We start from the raw sequence: 18605 nt of genomic DNA on the forward strand, positions 1-18605 counted from the left end.
GAGGACTAAGACATGGGTATCAGAAAAGATATAGAAATTGACGGACAGATGGTTGCATTCAAGGCGAGTGCAGCCATTCCAAGAATCTACAGATTAAAATTCCAGAGGGATATTTATAAAGACCTGGCATTACTTGAAAAGAGCATCGGTGACGGAAAAGAAGAATCATCGAATCTTGATATGTTTTCCCTTGAGATGTTTGAGAATATTGCTTTTATTATGGCAAAGCATGCAGACCCGTCCATCCCGGATACACCAGAGGAGTGGCTTGATAATTTCAATACATTTTCAATTTATCAGGTTCTGCCACAGCTTATCGAGCTTTGGGGGCTGAATATAAAAACGGATGTAGAAGCTAAAAAAAACTTCGTCCAACAGAGCGTGAAATGACAACCCCCCTGTTTCTGCTGCGATGCGTACAGTTAGGACTGTCGATGGCAGACCTTGAAATGCTGTCAATAGGACTCATCAACGATATGTACAGTGAGAGCCGGAACGATGACTATAAGTATGCCGAGCTTGCAACACAAGAGGACTTCGACCGTTTCTGATTGAGAACACAGTCGTTTTCTGTTATACTTATCAGCAGAAAACGACTGGGACATTCTCAGTTACAAATTGATGAAATAAAGAAATTGTAGGAGGAATATATATGGTTGGAAGAATTTATCACGTTGGATTAACCGTTTCTGATTTGGATCGCTCGATTGTTTTCTACAGAGATATTCTTGGGCTTAAATTTCAGGGTGAAATCTTTATGGAAGGCGAAGAGACAGATAAAATGTTCCGCAAGGAAAAATGTAAAGCAAGGGTTGCATATTTGAATGGTTCGAAGGCTCTTGAAGCACCACCGATTGAATTGATTCAGTTTGTAGACAGCAAAATCCATAAAGAACAATCAGACTTGTTTACGACATCTATCTCAGAAGTATGCTTTTACACGGATGACATTGATTCTGTTTACAAAACCCTTACCGAAAATCATGTGGAGTGCTTGTCTGAACCGCAGTATTTCGACTTTAGGGCAGATGGATTTGGGGAAAGCAGAGCTTTTTACTTCAGAGATCCGGATGGAATCATTCTTGAGATGATGCAACCACTTTGATGAAAAATTATAAGTACAGGAAAGTGACAACTTCCAGTTTGCGGCTTAAATAAATTCATAATATTACATAGGACATCTGTCAGAAATGGCAGGTGTTTTTCTTTTGTTACGGAGCAGAGATGCTCCTTTTTTTGTACCCATTTAGGAGGAGGTGAAAGGCATGGCAAGCCGTATTCAGGGTATTACCGTTGAAATCGGTGGTGATACAACCAAACTGCAGAACGCCCTGAAGGGTGTGAACGGACAGATCAAGTCCACCCAGTCACAGCTTAAGGATGTGAACAAGCTGCTGAAACTTGATCCGGGTAATACGGAGCTTCTGGCACAGAAGCATAAACTGCTTGCGGAAGCGGTCAGTGAGACAAAAGAGAAGCTGGCCACCTTAAAGACCGCAGCAGAACAGGCAAATACGGCACTTGCCAATGGCGAGATCTCAAAGGAGCAGTACGATGCCCTTCAGAGGGAAATCGTGGAAACTGAGCAGGACTTAAAGAATCTGGAAACACAGGCGAACCAGTCCGCTACGGCAGTACAGAAGATTGCAGCAACAGGCGAAAAATTTAAGACGGTCGGTGACAACATTTCATCTGCCGGACAGAAACTCCTCCCAGTAACAGCCGGGGTGACTGCACTTGGTACGGCATCCGTAACAACGGCAGCAAACTTTGAATCTTCTATGTCACAGGTACAGGCTACTATGGGAATCACAAAAGATTCCATGTCTAAGGTAAACGGACAGTCCGTAAATACAATGGATACCCTTTCCAAGCTGGCAAAGAAGATGGGGGCAGAAACAGCCTTCTCTGCATCCGAGTGTGCCGAGGCATTAAATTACCTGGCTCTTGCCGGATATGACACGGAGCAGATGTGTAATACACTGCCGACCGTACTTAACCTGGCAGCTGCCGGGGATATTGCCCTTGCGGATGCTTCTGATATGGTAACGGATGCAATGTCTGCACTTGGCATGGGCGTGGACGAGGCAGAAACGATGGTAGACCAGATGGCAAAGACCGCATCTACCACGAATACATCGGTTGCACAGCTGGGCGAGGGAATCCTTACCATTGGTGCGACAGCTAAATCCATCAAGGGCGGTACGGCAGAACTCAATACCGCACTTGGTATTCTTGCCAATAATGGTATCAAGGGGGCAGAAGGCGGTACGCATCTTCGTAACATTATCCTGTCACTGCAGAATCCTACGGATAAAGCAGCCGCCCAGATGGAAGCACTGGGCATTTCCGTATATGATTCCGAAGGAAACATGCGGTCAATGAATGATATCCTTGGTGATCTGAATAAGAGCATGGACGGAATGACATCAGCGGAGAAGTCCAACATCATCGGCACGATTTTTAACAAGACGGATCTGTCTTCTGTAAATGCACTGCTTGCCAATACAGGAAGCACATGGGACAGCTTACAGAAATCCATCACGGAAAGCGGTGGTGCTGCACAGCAGATGGCAGATACACAGCTTGATAACTTACAGGGACAGATCACTATCTTAAAATCCGCATTGGAAGGTCTGGCGATATCTTTTGGGGAACTTCTGATGCCGGCCATCAAACAGATCGTGGGATGGGTGCAGAAATTTGTGGACTGGTTGAATGGACTGAGTGAGGGTACGAAGAAGACGGTCGTTACGATAGCTCTTCTGGCGGCAGCACTTGGTCCCGTGCTTATCGTGATTGGAAAGGTCATATCCGCAGTCGGTACGATCATGACGGTTGTACCGAAGATTGCCGGAGTCATCAATACGGTGAAGGGGGCTTTTGCAGCACTGAATACAACGATGCTCGCAAATCCAATCGTACTTATTATCGCAGCCATTGCAGCTCTTGTGGCTGCTTTTATTTATCTCTGGAATAACTGTGACGGGTTTCGCCAGTTCTGGATCGACCTCTGGGAGAACGTAAAACAGGTTGCAATTACGGTATGGAATGCAATCAAGGAATTCTTCTCACAGGTGTGGGAAGCCATCAAGACTATCTTCTCGACCGTGTTTGAAGTGATCAAGACCCTGGTAACGACTTATTTCAATCTGTATAAGACCATCATCCAGACGGTTTTCAATGTGATAAAGACGGTCATCACGACCATCTGGGAAGCCATCAAGGGTGTATTTACTACAGTTTTTAATGTGATAAAAACACTGGTGACAACGTATTTCAATATCTACAAAACGATTATTCAGACAGTCCTGACGATTATCCAGACTGTCATTACAACGGTATGGAATACGATAAAAACAGTCATTATTACTGTACTGAATGCAATAAAGACGATTTTTTCCACGGTATGGAATGCCATCAAGACCATCATCAGTGCCGTGGTAAGCGGGATCAAGGGACTGATTACAGGGGATTTTACTGCGGTCAAGAACTCCATTACCACCATCATGAATACGATTAAGAGTACGATCACCACCATATGGAATACCATCAGGTCGACCGTTTCAACGGTGCTTGGTGCAATCAAGGGTGCGGTCACATCCGTATTCAATGGAATCGTAAATGCGGTGAAAGGTGCGATGGGAAATGTCCTGAATGCAGTAAAGACAGGTTTTTCTAATGTGAAAAACCATATCACGGGGCTTGCTTCACAGGCATTTACCTGGGGCAAGGATCTGGTCATGGGAATCGTAAACGGAATCAAGAGCTGTATCGGTGCAGTCGGGGATGCCGTTAAGGGTGTGGCAGACAAGATCAAGTCATTCCTTCACTTCTCCGTGCCGGATGAAGGCCCGCTGACGGATTATGAATCATGGATGCCTGACTTTATGGGAGGTCTTGCCAAGGGTATCGAAAAGAGCCGGGGCATGATCCAAAAGGCGGTAAGCGGTGTATCTTCCGATATGGTAGTCAGTCCGAAGGTCAGCAGCATGGAAAGCATGACGGGAACAGGAACGGCAGCACAGCCGGAAGGCATTTCCGGGATGCTTTCTGCAATTACTTCTGCAATCGAGAATATCAAACCGGACAGCGGTGACATTGTCATTCCTGTGTACCTTGGTGGTACGATACTTGATGAGGTTATTGTTTCGGCACAGCAGAGGGCGAACTTAAGAAGCGGGGGCAGATAAAAATGGCATATATACAATATCTTGTTTTTAATGAGAAGCCTCTGCCTCTGCCGGATTCCTACGATATCGGACTGTCAGATGTCGAGGCGGACTCCGGTGGTGAAACAGAGGCGGGAACCACACAGAGGGATATAGTAAGGACGGGAGTGGCTGGTATTTCCGTCTCTTTTTCCGTGTCTCCGAAGTGGCTTAAACTGCTGACGGCATATTCCAAGATGCCGAAGATCGCAGTGAAATATTTTGACACGGAAACACTGGAACTGAAAGATGCAGAAATGTATATCACGGGATTTAAGGCAGCACTTAAAAAGGACACATCCTATAAGGGACTGTGGACGGTATCCTTTACCCTGAAAGAAATGTAGGAGGCAGATGCTGTGATCGAAGTATCAGAGAAATTCAAAAATGCCGTAAGGCAGAATACAAGAAAATATGAGTGGTACGGTTCGATCACGACAAAAGCCGGAAAGGTACATGAATTCACGGCAAAGGATATCGTGAAGGGTTCCGGCTACATAAAATGGCAGTGCTGCAGTAACACGGAGATAGAACTCGGAACAGTGTATGCAGCAGAAATGGGAATCAGCCTGTTTTCGGAGATCGACCGTTACACTCTGGAAGATGCCGAGGTACGGCTTTATTACCGTCTGACACTTCTGGACGGGACAACGGAGTCCATACCGATGGGAATCTATGAAGTTTCCGAAGCCAACAGGAAGGTGCGGACACTGGAACTGAAAGGCTATGACCATATGCTCCGTTTTGAGAAGTCCCTGAAACTGGAATCCTCAAGCGGAACGCCATACCAGTTCTTAAAAGCCGCGTGTGATGCATGCAAGGTGGAAATGGCACAGACGGTTGCGGAGATCAGTGCCTTTCCGAACGGTAAGACCACGCTCGGTATATATTCGGATAATGATATAGAGACCTTCCGTGACATGGTCTTTTATGTGGCACAGGTGCTTGGCTGTTTCTGCCAGATAGACCGATACGGAAAACTTGTCCTTAAGCGGTACGGGAATGAATCCGTATGGAACGTGGAGCAGAAGGAGAGGTTTGACAGCAGTTACTCTGACTTTGTTACAAGATACACGGCAGTATCATCCACAAACCAGATCAGCCAGACGGCAGAATACATTGCAATGGAAAAAGACGATGCCCTTACCATGAACCTCGGCATCAATCCGTTACTGCAGTTCGGACTGAAATCCGTAAGGGAGAAGATACTGCGTGAGATACTCACAGCACTGCAGAAGATAAATTATGTACCGTTTGACAGTTCCACCATCGGGAATCCGGCACTGGAAGTCGGGGACATCCTGAAGTTTTCAGGCGGACATGCAGATGAAACAAAGATAAGCTGCATTACGAGCATCGAATGTAAGATCAACGGGAAAATGACACTGAAATGTGTCGGGAAGAATCCGAGGCTTGCATCTGCCAAGAGCAAGAATGATAAGAATATTACAGGTCTTATCAATTCCGTGGAAAGCGGAAAGACCATAATTTACAGTTTTGTCAATGTTGCCCCGTTTGAAATTGGGCAGTCCCTTATGAATGTGATGGATATTGACTTTACTGCAACGGAAGAAACCACGGCAGCATTCCAGTGTGAAATGCTTCTGGAGGTGGTAAAGCCGGATACCGGGGGAGAGCCGGAAGAAGGCGTGGCAGCAGAAATGGAACTGCCGGAGCTGTCCATTGTTTATAAGATAAATAATGAAACCATAGATACATTCATGCCGGTCAAGACCTGTCTGTATGGGAAGCATGTCGTGACATTGTTTTTTCCGATATCGAAAGTCATAGAGAACAGCTCCAATACATTTTCCATGTATCTGAAGATATCATCCGGGAGTGCTAAGATTGGTGAGGCGCAGATTAGGGCAACCATCAGCGGTCAGGGACTCGCAGCAGGACTGGGAGACTGGAACGGACGCATCAATATCAATGAGAATATTGGAAATATCAGCATTACGGATGTACCGTTTGTGGCTGATGTGTTTAAGGATACGGCATCCGTAACATTCCCTTCCAAAAAGACACAGGGACTGACACAGACAATCGGGAATATTCCAATCACAGACCAGAACTATGAAGCAGATGCATTTACGGACCGTGCATGGATCACGGAGATCCTCCGAACCTTTGTACTTACAAGCGTGCGGGGAAATCCAAATTATAACGGATATGTCACGGTCAATACGGAAGAACGGTTCATGCTGCGGAAACGGTATGTACAGAAGTCAGGGCCGAAATCCCTCGACCACGGATATGCAGAAGACCTCGTGATCGATATTTCATACTTCACAAAGGTGGACGGGGTGGAAGTCAATGGTTATACCGCAGCAGTCCGTCCGCAGTATGTGATTACCGCGGCAGAGACTTCCGTTAAGTTCCCGGATACCATTACCGTTGAAAACGGGTTCTTTGAACTGAAAGCAGTAACTGAACAGACACAGGAAGCCGTGACGGATGAAGTGGATGAAGGTTTCTTGGAAAGGACAACGGTTGATATATCCGGCTTTGACGGAGTGAAAGGAGTGGAATTTACACTATGAATTATGACAATATAAATGATATTTTTTCGGCCGGTGTCACCAATATGACCTGTCTGTTACAGGACAGCAACAGCTATGATGGCGGTACGCTTGCCGTGAGTGGTGCGGATTTTTTCACGTTCCTCGGAAAAGCCGTGCCGTACATTTATGCACACGGTGATTCTTACTGGGGAATCGGCAGTGATGCTACGCACCTTAAAGTGGATAACCGTGATACCAGAATGAGATCGCTTTACAGGGAAGAAGGGACTTTATACAGTTATTACCGTTTTCTGAAAATACGGTGGGAAGGATGGTCGCATTACAATGCATCCGGGGCGGACTACCAGTTAAAGTATGACCTTCTGTTCTGGGACACGGGAGATATTTCCCTTCATATGATTTCTGTTCCTGTCCAGTGTTATGATGGAGGTTTCGGTTTTAGTGCAGACAAGAACTATACTTTCACAAAGCCCGATACAGCTTCCCCGGATATTACTTTCCAGTATTATGCGGACAGTAAGACCTTTGAAGTGAAATACACACCGATTGACCTGTTGGTCCCGTTTAAACTCCTGATAAAAGACGGGGACGGAAAACTGTATACGGTGGAGAACCAGATCATAAATGAGGAGCTGTCAGAAACAGCAGATGTACTTGTCGGACTGGAAGAAACAGAGGTCAATGCACTTTTGTTTAAGAAACATGGATTTGCAAAGATGCCGGAGTGGGATCTGATAAAAGGGCTGACGCTTCCTTCCGTATTAAGCTGGAGTGACAGCAGGGCATTTCCGCTGAATGCCGTGATTACGGGAACACCGCCAAAACAGTATATTGAATGCACGGCGGATCTTTCGGACGGCACGGTTCTTGGAATCAAGGCACTGAATGCAGAATATGAGGGAGAGATCACGGTACAGTACAGTTATGACGGGGAGACCTTTACGGGTGAAACCCCGATGGCGGATTTTCTCACAATGGAGCTGGATGAATTGTATGCCGGACTGCTGGAAGCAAAGACGATAACCTTCCGTTTCTGGCTTGCGGGCGATGCAACGCTTACATCCTTTATCATGAATTATAGAAATGGAGATGATGACGATGCTCAAGGGAACAACAAGAATAGAACTTACTGATGTAAACACAGGTGAGGTGGAAACCTACCAGAACAGCAATATGGTCACCAATGCACTAAGGGACATCCTGAAACCGCTTGGACTTTCCAAGAGACCGAACAGGTTTTTGAATGAATTCGTGCCGTATTATGAAAAACTGCTCGGAGGCATCCTGTGCTTCGACAGGGAGATACCGGAGAATGCGGATGAATATTATCCCCCGGCAGATGCAAACCTTGTCGGCTGTGCTTCACATGGAATGCAGAACAACACAAAGAATACCTTCCGTGGCGGATTCAACCAGACAGAATCGGAAGTAAATCTGAAAGACAGGTATGTGAAATATGTATATGATTTTGCAACCAGTCAGGCGAACGGCACGATTGCCAGCATCTGTCTTACACATAAAAATGGTGGACTTACATCATACGGCAGTAAAAATACCAGTCCAATCAGGGATAATTTACTGATGCAGTCCATTGCAGAAGACAATCTTCAGTATGTGTACCCTGACAGGACAGGGGCAAGCACGAGCAGCAGATATTCCGGTATGACGATTGGAAAAACAGAGCTGATATTCCTAATCGATAGGGCAAAGGACTGTGTGTATTATTTCAAGGTGGCAGATAAGAACCATATCCACATCACAAAAAGACGTGCATTTTTAAAGACGGTATCTATTCTTGATAATATTTACACCACGAAACCGCTTATCGAAGAAATCGAACTGGCAGAACTGTCTTCGGAACTGCAGATTGGCTACTGGTCATATAATTATGATCCGTCAAATGATTGTCTGTATATCTGCACGAGCAGCAACAGCAGGACTGCCCCAGAGGGCAAGTTTCTTATAACGGAAATAAAAGTGGACACTTGGAAAATCAAGCAGTATGAAATAGCAAACACCACGGATAAATATCTCAGGACGGAAGGGAACTGGGGAATGTTCGTTACCGAAGGCTATCTTCTGCTGAGGGGATATGATGCCCCGTATGATGTGTATAAAATCCAGATCACGAATCCGGCAAATGTTGTAAAGCTGAAGCGGACCAATGTGACCAACATCAATGGCGTGCCGAAGTTCGTGATTAACGGACGGGTTTATTACGAATACAGTTATGAACAGCTTCTGATTGCGAATCTGGCAACGGATGAGATCATGCCACCGGAGACACAGACATTGTTTAATTCCAGTTATACGATGAGCGTGACTCCTGTAAGAAATGAACCACTCATCTATTTTTGTGATTATGGCACATGGTCAACGTCCGGGTGGTACATGATGTGTAATTATCTGGCAACCATCAATAACCTTGATGCCCCAATTACAAAGACGGCAGATAAGACAATGAAGATCACTTATATTTTACAGGAACAATAAAATACTTTTTGGAATCAGGCAGTTATCCATTGCGGGTAGCTGCTTTTTTCATACAAAAAATCAAAGGAGGACAAGACAATGAAGGAATTCTGGAACGCAGTACAGTTTGTATTCACGGCAGTCGGAGGATGGCTTGGATACTTTCTGGGAGGATGTGACGGCCTGCTCTTTGCACTGCTCGCATTTGTGGTCATCGACTACATCACGGGAGTTATGTGTGCAATCAGTGACCAGAAGCTGTCCAGCGCAGTTGGTTTTAAGGGAATCTGCCGTAAGGTGCTGATTTTCCTTATGGTCGGCATTGCAAACATTCTTGATGTATATGTCATCGGAACGGGGAGCGTTTTAAGGACGGCAGCCATTTTCTTCTACATCTCAAATGAAGGAATCTCCCTTTTGGAGAATGCATCCCATCTGGGACTTCCGGTTCCGGCAAAGATCAAAGCCGTGCTGGAACAGCTTCATGACAGGTCAGAAGAAGACAAAGACAACGGGGAAGGGTAGCTCCTTCCCTCTTTTATTACAGAGAATTGGAGGATCATATTATGAGTCAGAAATTTGGAATCGATGTAAGCCACTGGCAGGGCAGTTTTGACTTTGCAAGGGCTAAGAGCAAGGAAGGCGTGGAGTTCGCAGTCATCAAAGCCGGAGGTGCTGATGCCGGACTTTATAAGGATAGCCAGTTTGAATCAAACTATAAGAAATGTGAGGAATGCGGACTTCCAAAGGGCGCATATTTCTATGGAAATGCCAGAAGCGTGGCAGATGCCAAGAAGGAGGCAGAATACTTCCTTTCACTGCTTAAGGGAAAGAGATATGAGTATCCTGTCTTTTATGATGTGGAAGGCAGCATGATCACCAAGAATGACAGAAATACACTGACACAGATCGTAAAGGCATTCTGTTCTGCAGTAGAAGCTGCCGGATACTGGGTCGGCATCTATTCGTCCGAGTCATTCTTCAACAGCGAGATGAATGACGGGGAGCTTATCCGCTACAGCCACTGGGTTGCAAGATGGGGTAAGAGCAAGCCGGCCCCGGCAAGCGGTGCAGAGACACAGATCTGGCAGTTCGGAGGGGAGACAAACCTTATCCGGAGCAACAAGATCAATGGGCAGTCCTGTGATCAGGATTACTGCTATGTGGATTTCCCTGCAAAGATCAAGGCAGCCGGGCTGAACGGTTATGCCAAGGGAAGCAGTACACCCGCTCCGGTGAAGAAGTCCAATGAGGAGATCGCATCCGAGGTGATTGCCGGAAAGTGGGGGAATGGTGCGGAAAGACAGAAACTGCTCTCACAGGCGGGGTATGACTATTCTGCAGTCCAGAGTATCGTGAATAAGAAACTTTCCCCATCCAGGAAATCCGTGGATGAGATCGCAAGGGAAGTTATTCATGGTGACTGGGGAAATGGTTCTGACAGAAAGAAAAGGATCACTTCTGCCGGATATGATTATTCCGCAGTACAGAAAAGGGTTAATGAACTCCTGAAATAAGGATATGGCTGATGGTCAGTAATGGCTGTCAGCCGTATTTTTTTCCATTTATGCCAAGGAAAGAAAGGTGAAAGGTATCGCAGATTGTACTTGCTATTATTGGCTTTCAGAGTGATATATAGACTACCCAAAGAGAAAGGAGTGGCAGAATTTGGAGATTCAGATAAGGGAAGGAAACAGCAGACAGAAGCAAAAACTTAAGGTATGCGCCTACTGCCGTGTCTCAACGGATGCGGATGAACAGGAAAATTCATTGGAAAACCAGATCAGGCATTATAAAGAAGTCATTACCAGTAATCCTGATTACGAGTATGCCGGAGTTTACAGTGACTTTGCCATATCAGGATTCAAGGAAAAACGTCCCGGTCTGCAGAAGATGTTAGCAGATGCCCGTAAGGGAAAAATAGACCTTATATTAACAAAATCCGTATCACGGTTCGCAAGAAACACCTCAATCGTTCTGGAAGCTACACGAAAGCTGAAAGAACTGAATGTTGGTGTTTTTTTTGAACTCCAGAATATCAATACCCTGTCAGGGGAAGGCGAGCTTATGCTTACGATCCTTGCTGCATTTGCACAGGCAGAAAGCGAGAGCGGAAGCGTTGGTGCAAAGATGGTGTACCAGAGAAAGTACGAGGCAGGGATTCCCGTGCAGTACCTTGAGCGGTCTTTCGGATTTAAGAAGGATGAGCGGGGAGTCTATATTGCAGATGAAGAGGAAGCGGTATGGGTAAGAAAAATCTATGATATGGCAGCACAGGGATATACTCTTGCAGCTATTAAGCGCTACCTGAACGAAAATAATGTAAAAACGGTGGGTGGTGCAAAATGGCTTGATAGCACGGTGCTTCGTATTTTGGAAAATGAAATCTATAAAGGCGATTATATCATGCATAAGTATTTTGTAAATGAAGAAAGAAAACTGGTCAGAAACAGGGGAGAAGTAGATGCCTGGTACATCGAGGATGACCATGAAGCCATTGTTTCCCCAAAACTCTGGCAGAGAGCACAGGACGCACTGGAAGCAAAGCGGGATTATCTTGCGGAAGGCTCAGTGATCGAAGAATTCACGGAAGAAAATTATCCATACATGAACAGGATCTATTGTGCCAGATGCGGACACCCGCTTTACAAAAGGATCTACAGTAACGGCAACAGGCTGAACTGGGGATGCAGCGGTACAAAGCGGTATGGGAAGTCTTTCTGCGAGGGGATAAACATTCCGGACGGAGTCTTGCGAGGGGCATGGCATTTTGATGAAAATATGTATATAGGGGAAAAACAGACAGATAAGGGAAAAAAGGAATTTACCTATCTGAAAGAAGCTTCATGGAAAAGAAGGCATAAGAAGAAAGAGCCGGAGCCGATTCCTGAAAATACGGAAACAGAGTATCCGTACAGGGAGAAGATCTTCTGCGGATTATGCGGAAGCAGACTCGTGAGGCATGTAAACACCAAAAACCATAAGGTCATATGGGTATGCAACGGGAGAAAGCGGAAGGGGAAAGACTTCTGTGATGGGACAAGGGTTCCGGATACCATTATAAAGGGATGGGGAGAAATCAAAAAAGATATTTATATTCAGAGAAAGGATGATAAGAATGGCAAGAAGCGTTACAGTTATACCAGCAAGAAGCCAAAAGGTGCGGACAGGGCATAAGGCGGTACAGGAAAAGAAGATAAGGGTGGCAGCCTACTGCCGTGTGTCAACGGATCAGGAAGACCAGCTCCATAGTTTTGAGGCACAGGTCGAGTATTATACAAAATATATCAACGAGCATGAGAATTATGAAATGGCCGGCATTTATGCAGATGAGGGAATTTCCGGTACGAATACAAAGAAAAGGGAACAGTTCAAAAAGATGATCGCAGACTGCGAGGACGGTAAGATAGACCTTGTCATAACAAAATCCATCAGTCGTTTTGCAAGGAACACGCAGGACTGCCTGGCATATTCCAGAAAATTAAAGAACTTGGGGATCGGCATCATATTTGAGAAGGAAAACATCAACACGCTGGATTCCACGGGAGAGCTTCTGTTCACCATCTTAAGCTCCCTTGCACAGGATGAATCGAGAAACATTTCAGAAAACTGTAAATGGGGCATCCGCACGAAATTCAAGAACGGTGAGATGCATCTCAACACATTCAAGTTCCTCGGATACGATAAGGATGAGAACGGGAAGCTTGTCATCAATAAGGAACAGGCAAAGACAGTGAGAAGGATATACAGGGACTTCCTTATCGGAATCAATCCGGCACAGATTGCAAAGGAACTGACGGAAGAGAAAGTTCCGGGATGTCTGGGGCAGACAAAATGGTATCCAAGCACGGTCACAGGGATTCTAAAACAGGAAAAGCACATGGGTGATGCACTTCTGCAGAAGACCTATACGGCAGACTTCCTTACCAAGAGACAGGTCAGAAATAACGGTGAGATCGCACAGGTCTATGTAAAGGACAGCCATAAGGGGATCATAGATAAGCAGACATGGAATGCGGTACAGGAAGAATTCGACCGCAGGGAAAAGTTCATGGAATCGCACGGCACGGACAGGTACAGTTACGGTGCGGACTGTATGCCGTTCTGTGAGAAGGTGTTCTGCGGGGAATGCAAAAGCCTGTTCACAAGACATTCATGGAGCTCAAGGGGAATCGTACAGTGGCAGTGCAAGAACCACAGGAAAGACGGGAAAGTGGCATGCACGAATGCCTATGTGGATAATGCAGACCTGGAAAAGGGATTTGTAAAAGCATTCAACAGACTGGTCACGGACAGGGATAAGCATATGGAAAGATGGCAGCAGATGAAGTCGGACGGGACACCGCTTGAAAAGATCAGGGCGGGGCAGATGATGGAAGCCGTGGGAAATGAACCGCTTACCAGATTCGTCCCGGAGATCGCACAGCTTGTCCTCTGCGAAGTGACGGTGCTTGGTGCGAAAAAATATGAGTTCTTCTTTCTGGAAGGCAGCAGGGTAAAGGTTTCCGTGTAAATCACCCGGAAACCCCGCTGTTATGAAGTCCAAACAGCTCCATCTGGCTGCTTTCACCGTCCGCATCCCCAGGCTCAGGAATGTCGGACGGTTCTTCTTCCATGTCCTTTTTATGCGGAAGTTTATGAGTATAAAGTTTATCCCAGGTAAGCGGATTCCGGCTTTTTTTGTTGTAGTATATCAGTATGGCTTCCGCAAATCCGAGTGAGCCGGAACGCCTGTCCTTTGCAGTGCGGGCGAGTTCCTTGATGGATATCCTTCCGAGCTTTTCCTTAAATACATCATCTTTTATGGCATCACCATAAGCATTAAGGAAACGTGCCAGTCCGTTCATCATGTTTGCGCTGAAGGACTGGGATGCCCCTTCCCATGTGGCTGCAATGAGACGGATGACATGGTCGAGCATATGGTAGCCGTATTTGTCGTGGATGTTTTCCAGGGTTGCGACAGCACAGATACCGCCTGGGGTCGTGGTGGATGCGATGGTAAGGTCATAGGATTCCACCAGGTCACGGATGATGAGCTGTTTGTCATTGCCGGCCTCTATGTTTGCCATGAATATCTCATAAGGCAGCAGGGGCTTTACATATTTCATCTGGTTTGCAAAGATATCCGCTTCATGTTCATATCCGAGGTCATCGTATACCATGCACCACACGGGTGTCTCCCTGGATCCTGAAACGAGGGCAACGATCTCAATGGTGTGCTGCCCGTTGAATACATAGTTGATGCCGTTCCTCCGGCTGACCTTTACGGGATTTATCTGGTACAGGTCAAAGTTGGCGGCAGCACGCTGGACATGGTGCTGTGAGAGGTTGCGCTGGTATTCCTGGTTGGATACGAGATTCCTGATAGGGATCTGTTCAAAGTGTACTTTTGGGACGAACTGCATCAGGTCAATGGCCTGTGGCGTTTGTCCGGCTGTCTGTTCTTCTGTCATCTGGATCATCCTCCTCAAGCTGCGAAAGCAGTCTGGTTATTTTTCTTGTTAGGTTTAACAGCTGCATCTTCACTTCACGCCTTGCATTAACTGAGGTGGAAGGAAAATCTGTAAGTTCCATGGTCCTTGATATGGTCTTTGACCATGAAGGTATCGTAAATTTAAGGCTTTCGAGTTCTGCATCCGGGTCAGTGGCGGGCATCTGCTTAATTCCGGCTTCGGCACTTTCCTTTTCCCGTTTTATCCTTCTTGAGTCCGGTTTTCCGGTGGGAAGCCTCTGCCATCTGAGTTCGTGCCGGAGCTGGGAGTATCCGATGCGGTCTATAGATCCGCTGTCCAAGAGCCTTTTCAGTCCGTTGATATCCTCAATGGGAAGACGGGAGAGTTCTATGATATTTTCATGGGATACACGGAGTTTCCCGTTTAATATCTTTTCTGCGATTTCCGGGCTTTTCCGTTTCAGGTCATCGACCGCACGGGCATAAATATCATATTTTGTCACGGTGGAAAAACCAAAATTAAATTCATTGCCTATGATGGTGGCAATATCTGTCTTATGGACATATTTCTGTGACACCTGTCCGTCTGCATTCAGTTCCGTGTCAGGATGTTTTTTCATGAATTCATCACTGGCAGTATTCATGTCCGCACGGAACAGTCTGCCTATCAGGTATTTTTTGTATTCCCCGGTAAGGTCTGTACGTTTGAGCTGTTCATGGCAGATAAAAGAGACTGCCTTATCACGGCTTTCAAACGTGATGCACCGGATGTTGAAATGGATATCCCATTTCGTACAGATCTTATACCGCAGACGGCCGTCAAGTATGATACCGTTCCATACACATACAGGCTCCAGGCATCCGTGGTCAAAGATGTTTTCTTCGAGTTGTTCCAGGTACTTTTCTTCCCTTGGCTGTATCAGCTCATCAAATTCCGAATTCGTCTGAAGTTCCGGGACTGGTCTGTTGTTCATACTGATTCCTCCGTTCGGGTCATATCATCTACAAGCACGCATTCATTCATGGAAAAGCTGGCAAGGCATTCTTTTGGATTCAGTGCACCGTAGATACGGTAGCTGCGGTTATCCTCCAGATATATGCCCGTATGCCGTAATGCCTGTAAAAGTTCCGTACTGTATAATTCGTAACAGTAACGGCTGTCGGCTTTACTGTAGCGTACACGGTGGGCAAGGTAATCCTTACGCACACTTTTCCTTATAGCAATCATGCTGTCCTGTGGGTTTACAAGCAGCTGGATATACTCCGGGTCACCGAGCATATGGAGCGTGAGCTTGTGTATGCGTATCCTGTTTTTCTTTAAGTCAATGCATAGGACCGGCTTCAAAGAGGTTTCTCTGTTCATAATGCTGTTCCTCCTTTTCTGGATGTTCTGTTGTTTCTTCTTCCGGTTCAGCGGTGTTGTTTTCGGAGATGCCGAACACCGCATAACCGTCAAACATGTTGACCTGTAAACTGCTCTGGTGTTCCTCGACAGGCACACCGAACTGGTTCTGCCATTCTTCCGGATAGCTTGGCGTGCGGGACGCTTTTATCTTTCCGTCTTCCTTCTCCTCACGCACGAAGATCTCAGGCGTGGTGAGGTCAAAGACAAAGAGCAGTTCATTGTCTGACCGTATCAGCTTCCCAAGCAGTTTATAGCGGTAGGATGAATTCCATCCCATAAGCGACACGACCTTGGCAAAAAAGATACGGCAGGTGATCTGTCTAGGAGAGCGTTTTGCCGTTGCGGAACACCACCGGAAGGAATCTTTCTCATCCTCCTGGCATGGACGCACCGCCAGTTTCTTTTCATCCGGGTTTACGAGTATCTGCACGAAATCCGTATCCGGGAGCTTTTTTATGCAGGCGGTGTTTACGGATACCTTGCTGGAATTAAAAGTAAAGGACGGTTCATAGGTATGGGCAAAGAACTCGCCTCGGACGACCTGATACCCGTCATAGCTGAAAGCATCATCCTCGGTCACGGGAATGGTATTCTTTTCATCGTTTGTCTGTATGTTCATCTGCGTTCTCCTTCATATCTGACATGATCTGTTTAATATTCTTTTCGATGTCATTTTTACTGGTGACCTGTATATCAGTGTCGTTGTATGTTACCGGGGCATGGGAGGTATCCGGGTCTTTACGTCCGGTGAATCCGGCAAGTTCCTCTGCCTGTGCGTGGCTGTAATAATTGCTCCCGAATGTGTCTGCCCAGTCAGGCGGATAGGCTCGGACATTTCTCTGCTGGTTGTCCGTAAAGGGTTTTACGGCCGGATCCGCATCCGGTGCACCGACCATGTCATTGGGGATGAATATCTCCGGTTCGGAAAGGTTGAAGAGCAGTACGGCATCATTCCCGCTGCCACGTTTTACCCCCGTGATGCGGTAACGGCAGTCATCGTTCCAGCCGAGGAGGGAATAGAGCGTGGGAAGAAATGCAGTCCCGCTGATCTCACGTGGAGAGTTTTTGCCGTCTTTCTTTTTAGACCACTGCATGGCATTCCGGCAGTCTTTCCCCGCATTCCTTACGGCAAAGACCAGTTTCTTTGGATGTATGAGCAGTTCCACAAGCGTGCTGTCAAGTTTGCGGACGGCAGGAGCGGAAAATCGGATATCTCCCTGGCTGAAGGTAACGGTTATACGGTCCGTGCTGTCAAAAAACTGTGAGCGTGCGATCTCATATCCACGCAGGTCAAATTCACCGGATTTTACTTCCACATGACCGGAAGACGGGCCGGACTGTTCCGTGCCGTCATAAACACTGGAAGATGCATTCATGTAATCCGTTTCCTTAAATCCCGCCCATCTGGGGTTGATGGATACAAACCCTTTCAGGACACCTCCCGGAATGACCTTCAGCTGCGGAAGGATCCCTTTGTTCCCATACTTGGCATTGCTGATCAGTCTCTGGACCGCAATAAAGTCATCCCTTGATACGATGGCTTCGTGATGGTCGCGCTTCCGGTACTGGGGACGGTTCTGCATATTCTTCTTTGATTTGTGGTTGAGGTAGTTCGGAGTGTAGGTCTTATGTGCAAGGACATCACCGCAGTGTCTTTCATTCTGCAGTATCTGAAGGATGGAACCGGGAGACCATACGGTGTTCCCCTTTTTGGTCTCGCAGCCGAGTTCCGTCAGGGTATCGGCAATCTCCTGACAGGTGCATCCGTTTAAGTACATCATAAATATGAGTTTTACGATCTTTGCTTCCCCTTCATTAATGATAAGGTTTCCGTCTTCATCATGGTCATACCCGAGGAGTATCGGTGTAAGGAAAATCCCCCTGCGGAAACGCATCTCAATGGATGCATTCATGATCTCACTCTTGGTATGGCTTTCTTCCTGTGCAAGTGTGGCCATGAAGGAAAGCACCATCTCACTTTTGGGGTCAAAGGTGTTGAGCCTTTCTGTTTCAAAGAAAACACCGACAGGATGGGGGAGTGCGAGAAGCTCCCTGACATAGCCGATGCAGTCCACCACATTCCTGGCAAAACGTGATACACTCTTGGTCACGATAAGATCTATCTGACCTTTTTTGCAGTCTTCGATCATCAGTTTAAACTGATCGCGGTGCTGGAGTGAAGTGCCGGAGATGCCTTCATCCGCATAGATCTGCACCAGTTTCCAGTTCGGACTCTTACTGATGACATCATGGTAATGGTTCTTCTGCAGTTCATATGAGGATGTCTGTCTCGGATCATCCGTTGACACCCTTGCATATACGGCAACACGCTGTTCATTTTCCACTGCAAATATATCTTCCTGCGGAAGGGCAGGGATCACGTCAAGCTCATCCGGGTTGATACCTTTATAACGTTCCCTTATCTTACTTTTCTGGTCGGCAACTGAGCCGGCTTTCTGCTCGTTTTCGTTCATGACTTACCACCTTTATTTCTGTGCTGGATTTTATTATAAAATTTTCATGCTGAAATAAAATAGACT

At 46.4% G+C, this 18605-nt stretch carries 16 protein-coding genes; 11 read left to right on the forward strand and 5 right to left on the reverse strand.

Features of this window, described 5'->3' with window-relative positions:
* Positions 1 to 12 precede the first annotated feature (12 nt).
* The 11 genes from GT575_RS05550 (at position 13) to GT575_RS05600 (ending at position 13721) form a co-directional block, all read left to right on the forward strand.
* Positions 13 to 390, forward strand: coding sequence for a hypothetical protein (locus GT575_RS05550; RefSeq protein WP_055272622.1), 378 nt, complete (start codon positions 13 to 15; stop codon positions 388 to 390).
* Positions 391 to 652: 262 nt separating this feature from the next.
* Positions 653 to 1105, forward strand: coding sequence for a VOC family protein (locus GT575_RS05555; RefSeq protein WP_055272624.1), 453 nt, complete (start codon positions 653 to 655; stop codon positions 1103 to 1105).
* Positions 1106 to 1265: 160 nt separating this feature from the next.
* Positions 1266 to 4193 (forward strand): phage tail tape measure protein, encoded by a 2928-nt coding sequence (locus GT575_RS05560; RefSeq protein ID WP_055272626.1) that lies wholly within the window; start codon positions 1266 to 1268, stop codon positions 4191 to 4193.
* Positions 4194 to 4195: 2 nt separating this feature from the next.
* Positions 4196 to 4558, forward strand: coding sequence for a hypothetical protein (locus GT575_RS05565; RefSeq protein ID WP_055272629.1), 363 nt, complete (start codon positions 4196 to 4198; stop codon positions 4556 to 4558).
* 12 nt (positions 4559 to 4570) lie between these two features.
* Positions 4571 to 6754 (forward strand): hypothetical protein, encoded by a 2184-nt coding sequence (locus tag GT575_RS05570; RefSeq protein ID WP_155177361.1) that lies wholly within the window; start codon positions 4571 to 4573, stop codon positions 6752 to 6754.
* Entirely contained in the window at positions 6751 to 7869 is a 1119-nt protein-coding gene (locus tag GT575_RS05575; protein WP_155177363.1) for a hypothetical protein, read from the forward strand. The genes GT575_RS05570 and GT575_RS05575 overlap by 4 nt, the downstream gene beginning before the upstream one ends.
* Positions 7835 to 9229, forward strand: a complete 1395-nt coding sequence (locus tag GT575_RS05580) for a hypothetical protein (RefSeq protein WP_155177365.1) — start codon at positions 7835 to 7837, stop codon at positions 9227 to 9229. Before GT575_RS05575 ends, GT575_RS05580 begins: the two co-directional genes overlap by 35 nt.
* A gap of 78 nt (positions 9230 to 9307) precedes the next feature.
* The gene (locus GT575_RS05585) at positions 9308 to 9733 is read left to right on the forward strand and encodes a phage holin family protein (RefSeq protein ID WP_055272635.1); all 426 of its coding nucleotides are present in this window, start codon (positions 9308 to 9310) and stop codon (positions 9731 to 9733) included.
* Positions 9734 to 9774: 41 nt separating this feature from the next.
* Positions 9775 to 10725, forward strand: a complete 951-nt coding sequence (locus GT575_RS15090; RefSeq protein ID WP_155177368.1) for a GH25 family lysozyme — start codon at positions 9775 to 9777, stop codon at positions 10723 to 10725.
* 151 nt (positions 10726 to 10876) lie between these two features.
* A complete protein-coding gene (locus tag GT575_RS05595) occupies positions 10877 to 12385 on the forward strand; it encodes a recombinase family protein (protein ID WP_155177371.1) in 1509 nt (502 codons plus the stop codon).
* Entirely contained in the window at positions 12327 to 13721 is a 1395-nt protein-coding gene (locus GT575_RS05600; protein ID WP_155177373.1) for a recombinase family protein, read from the forward strand. The genes GT575_RS05595 and GT575_RS05600 overlap by 59 nt, the downstream gene beginning before the upstream one ends.
* A gap of 1 nt (position 13722) precedes the next feature.
* On the opposite strand, the gene GT575_RS05605 is transcribed toward GT575_RS05600, so the two are convergent.
* From GT575_RS05605 to GT575_RS05625, 5 genes are read right to left on the reverse strand one after another with little or no spacing between them, the layout of a single operon-like run.
* A complete protein-coding gene (locus GT575_RS05605) occupies positions 13723 to 14661 on the reverse strand; it encodes a DUF6551 family protein (RefSeq protein ID WP_155177375.1) in 939 nt (312 codons plus the stop codon).
* Positions 14618 to 15634 (reverse strand): hypothetical protein, encoded by a 1017-nt coding sequence (locus GT575_RS05610; protein ID WP_155177377.1) that lies wholly within the window; start codon positions 15632 to 15634, stop codon positions 14618 to 14620. The genes GT575_RS05605 and GT575_RS05610 overlap by 44 nt, the downstream gene beginning before the upstream one ends.
* On the reverse strand, positions 15631 to 16023 hold the full coding sequence (locus GT575_RS05615; protein WP_242859121.1) for a hypothetical protein: 393 nt from the start codon (positions 16021 to 16023) through the stop codon (positions 15631 to 15633). The genes GT575_RS05610 and GT575_RS05615 overlap by 4 nt, the downstream gene beginning before the upstream one ends.
* Positions 15983 to 16684: an integrase gene (locus tag GT575_RS05620; protein ID WP_118524422.1), complete on the reverse strand. Its 702-nt coding sequence runs from the start codon at positions 16682 to 16684 to the stop codon at positions 15983 to 15985. The genes GT575_RS05615 and GT575_RS05620 overlap by 41 nt, the downstream gene beginning before the upstream one ends.
* Positions 16662 to 18539 carry a recombinase family protein gene (locus GT575_RS05625; protein WP_155177379.1) on the reverse strand — a complete coding sequence of 626 codons (1878 nt, stop codon included), beginning with the start codon at positions 18537 to 18539 and terminating at the stop codon, positions 16662 to 16664. Before GT575_RS05625 ends, GT575_RS05620 begins: the two co-directional genes overlap by 23 nt.
* Positions 18540 to 18605 lie beyond the last annotated feature (66 nt).

It is taken from the genome of Coprococcus sp. BIOML-A2 (assembly GCF_009875795.1).
Taxonomy (GTDB): domain Bacteria; phylum Bacillota; class Clostridia; order Lachnospirales; family Lachnospiraceae; genus Coprococcus; species Coprococcus aceti.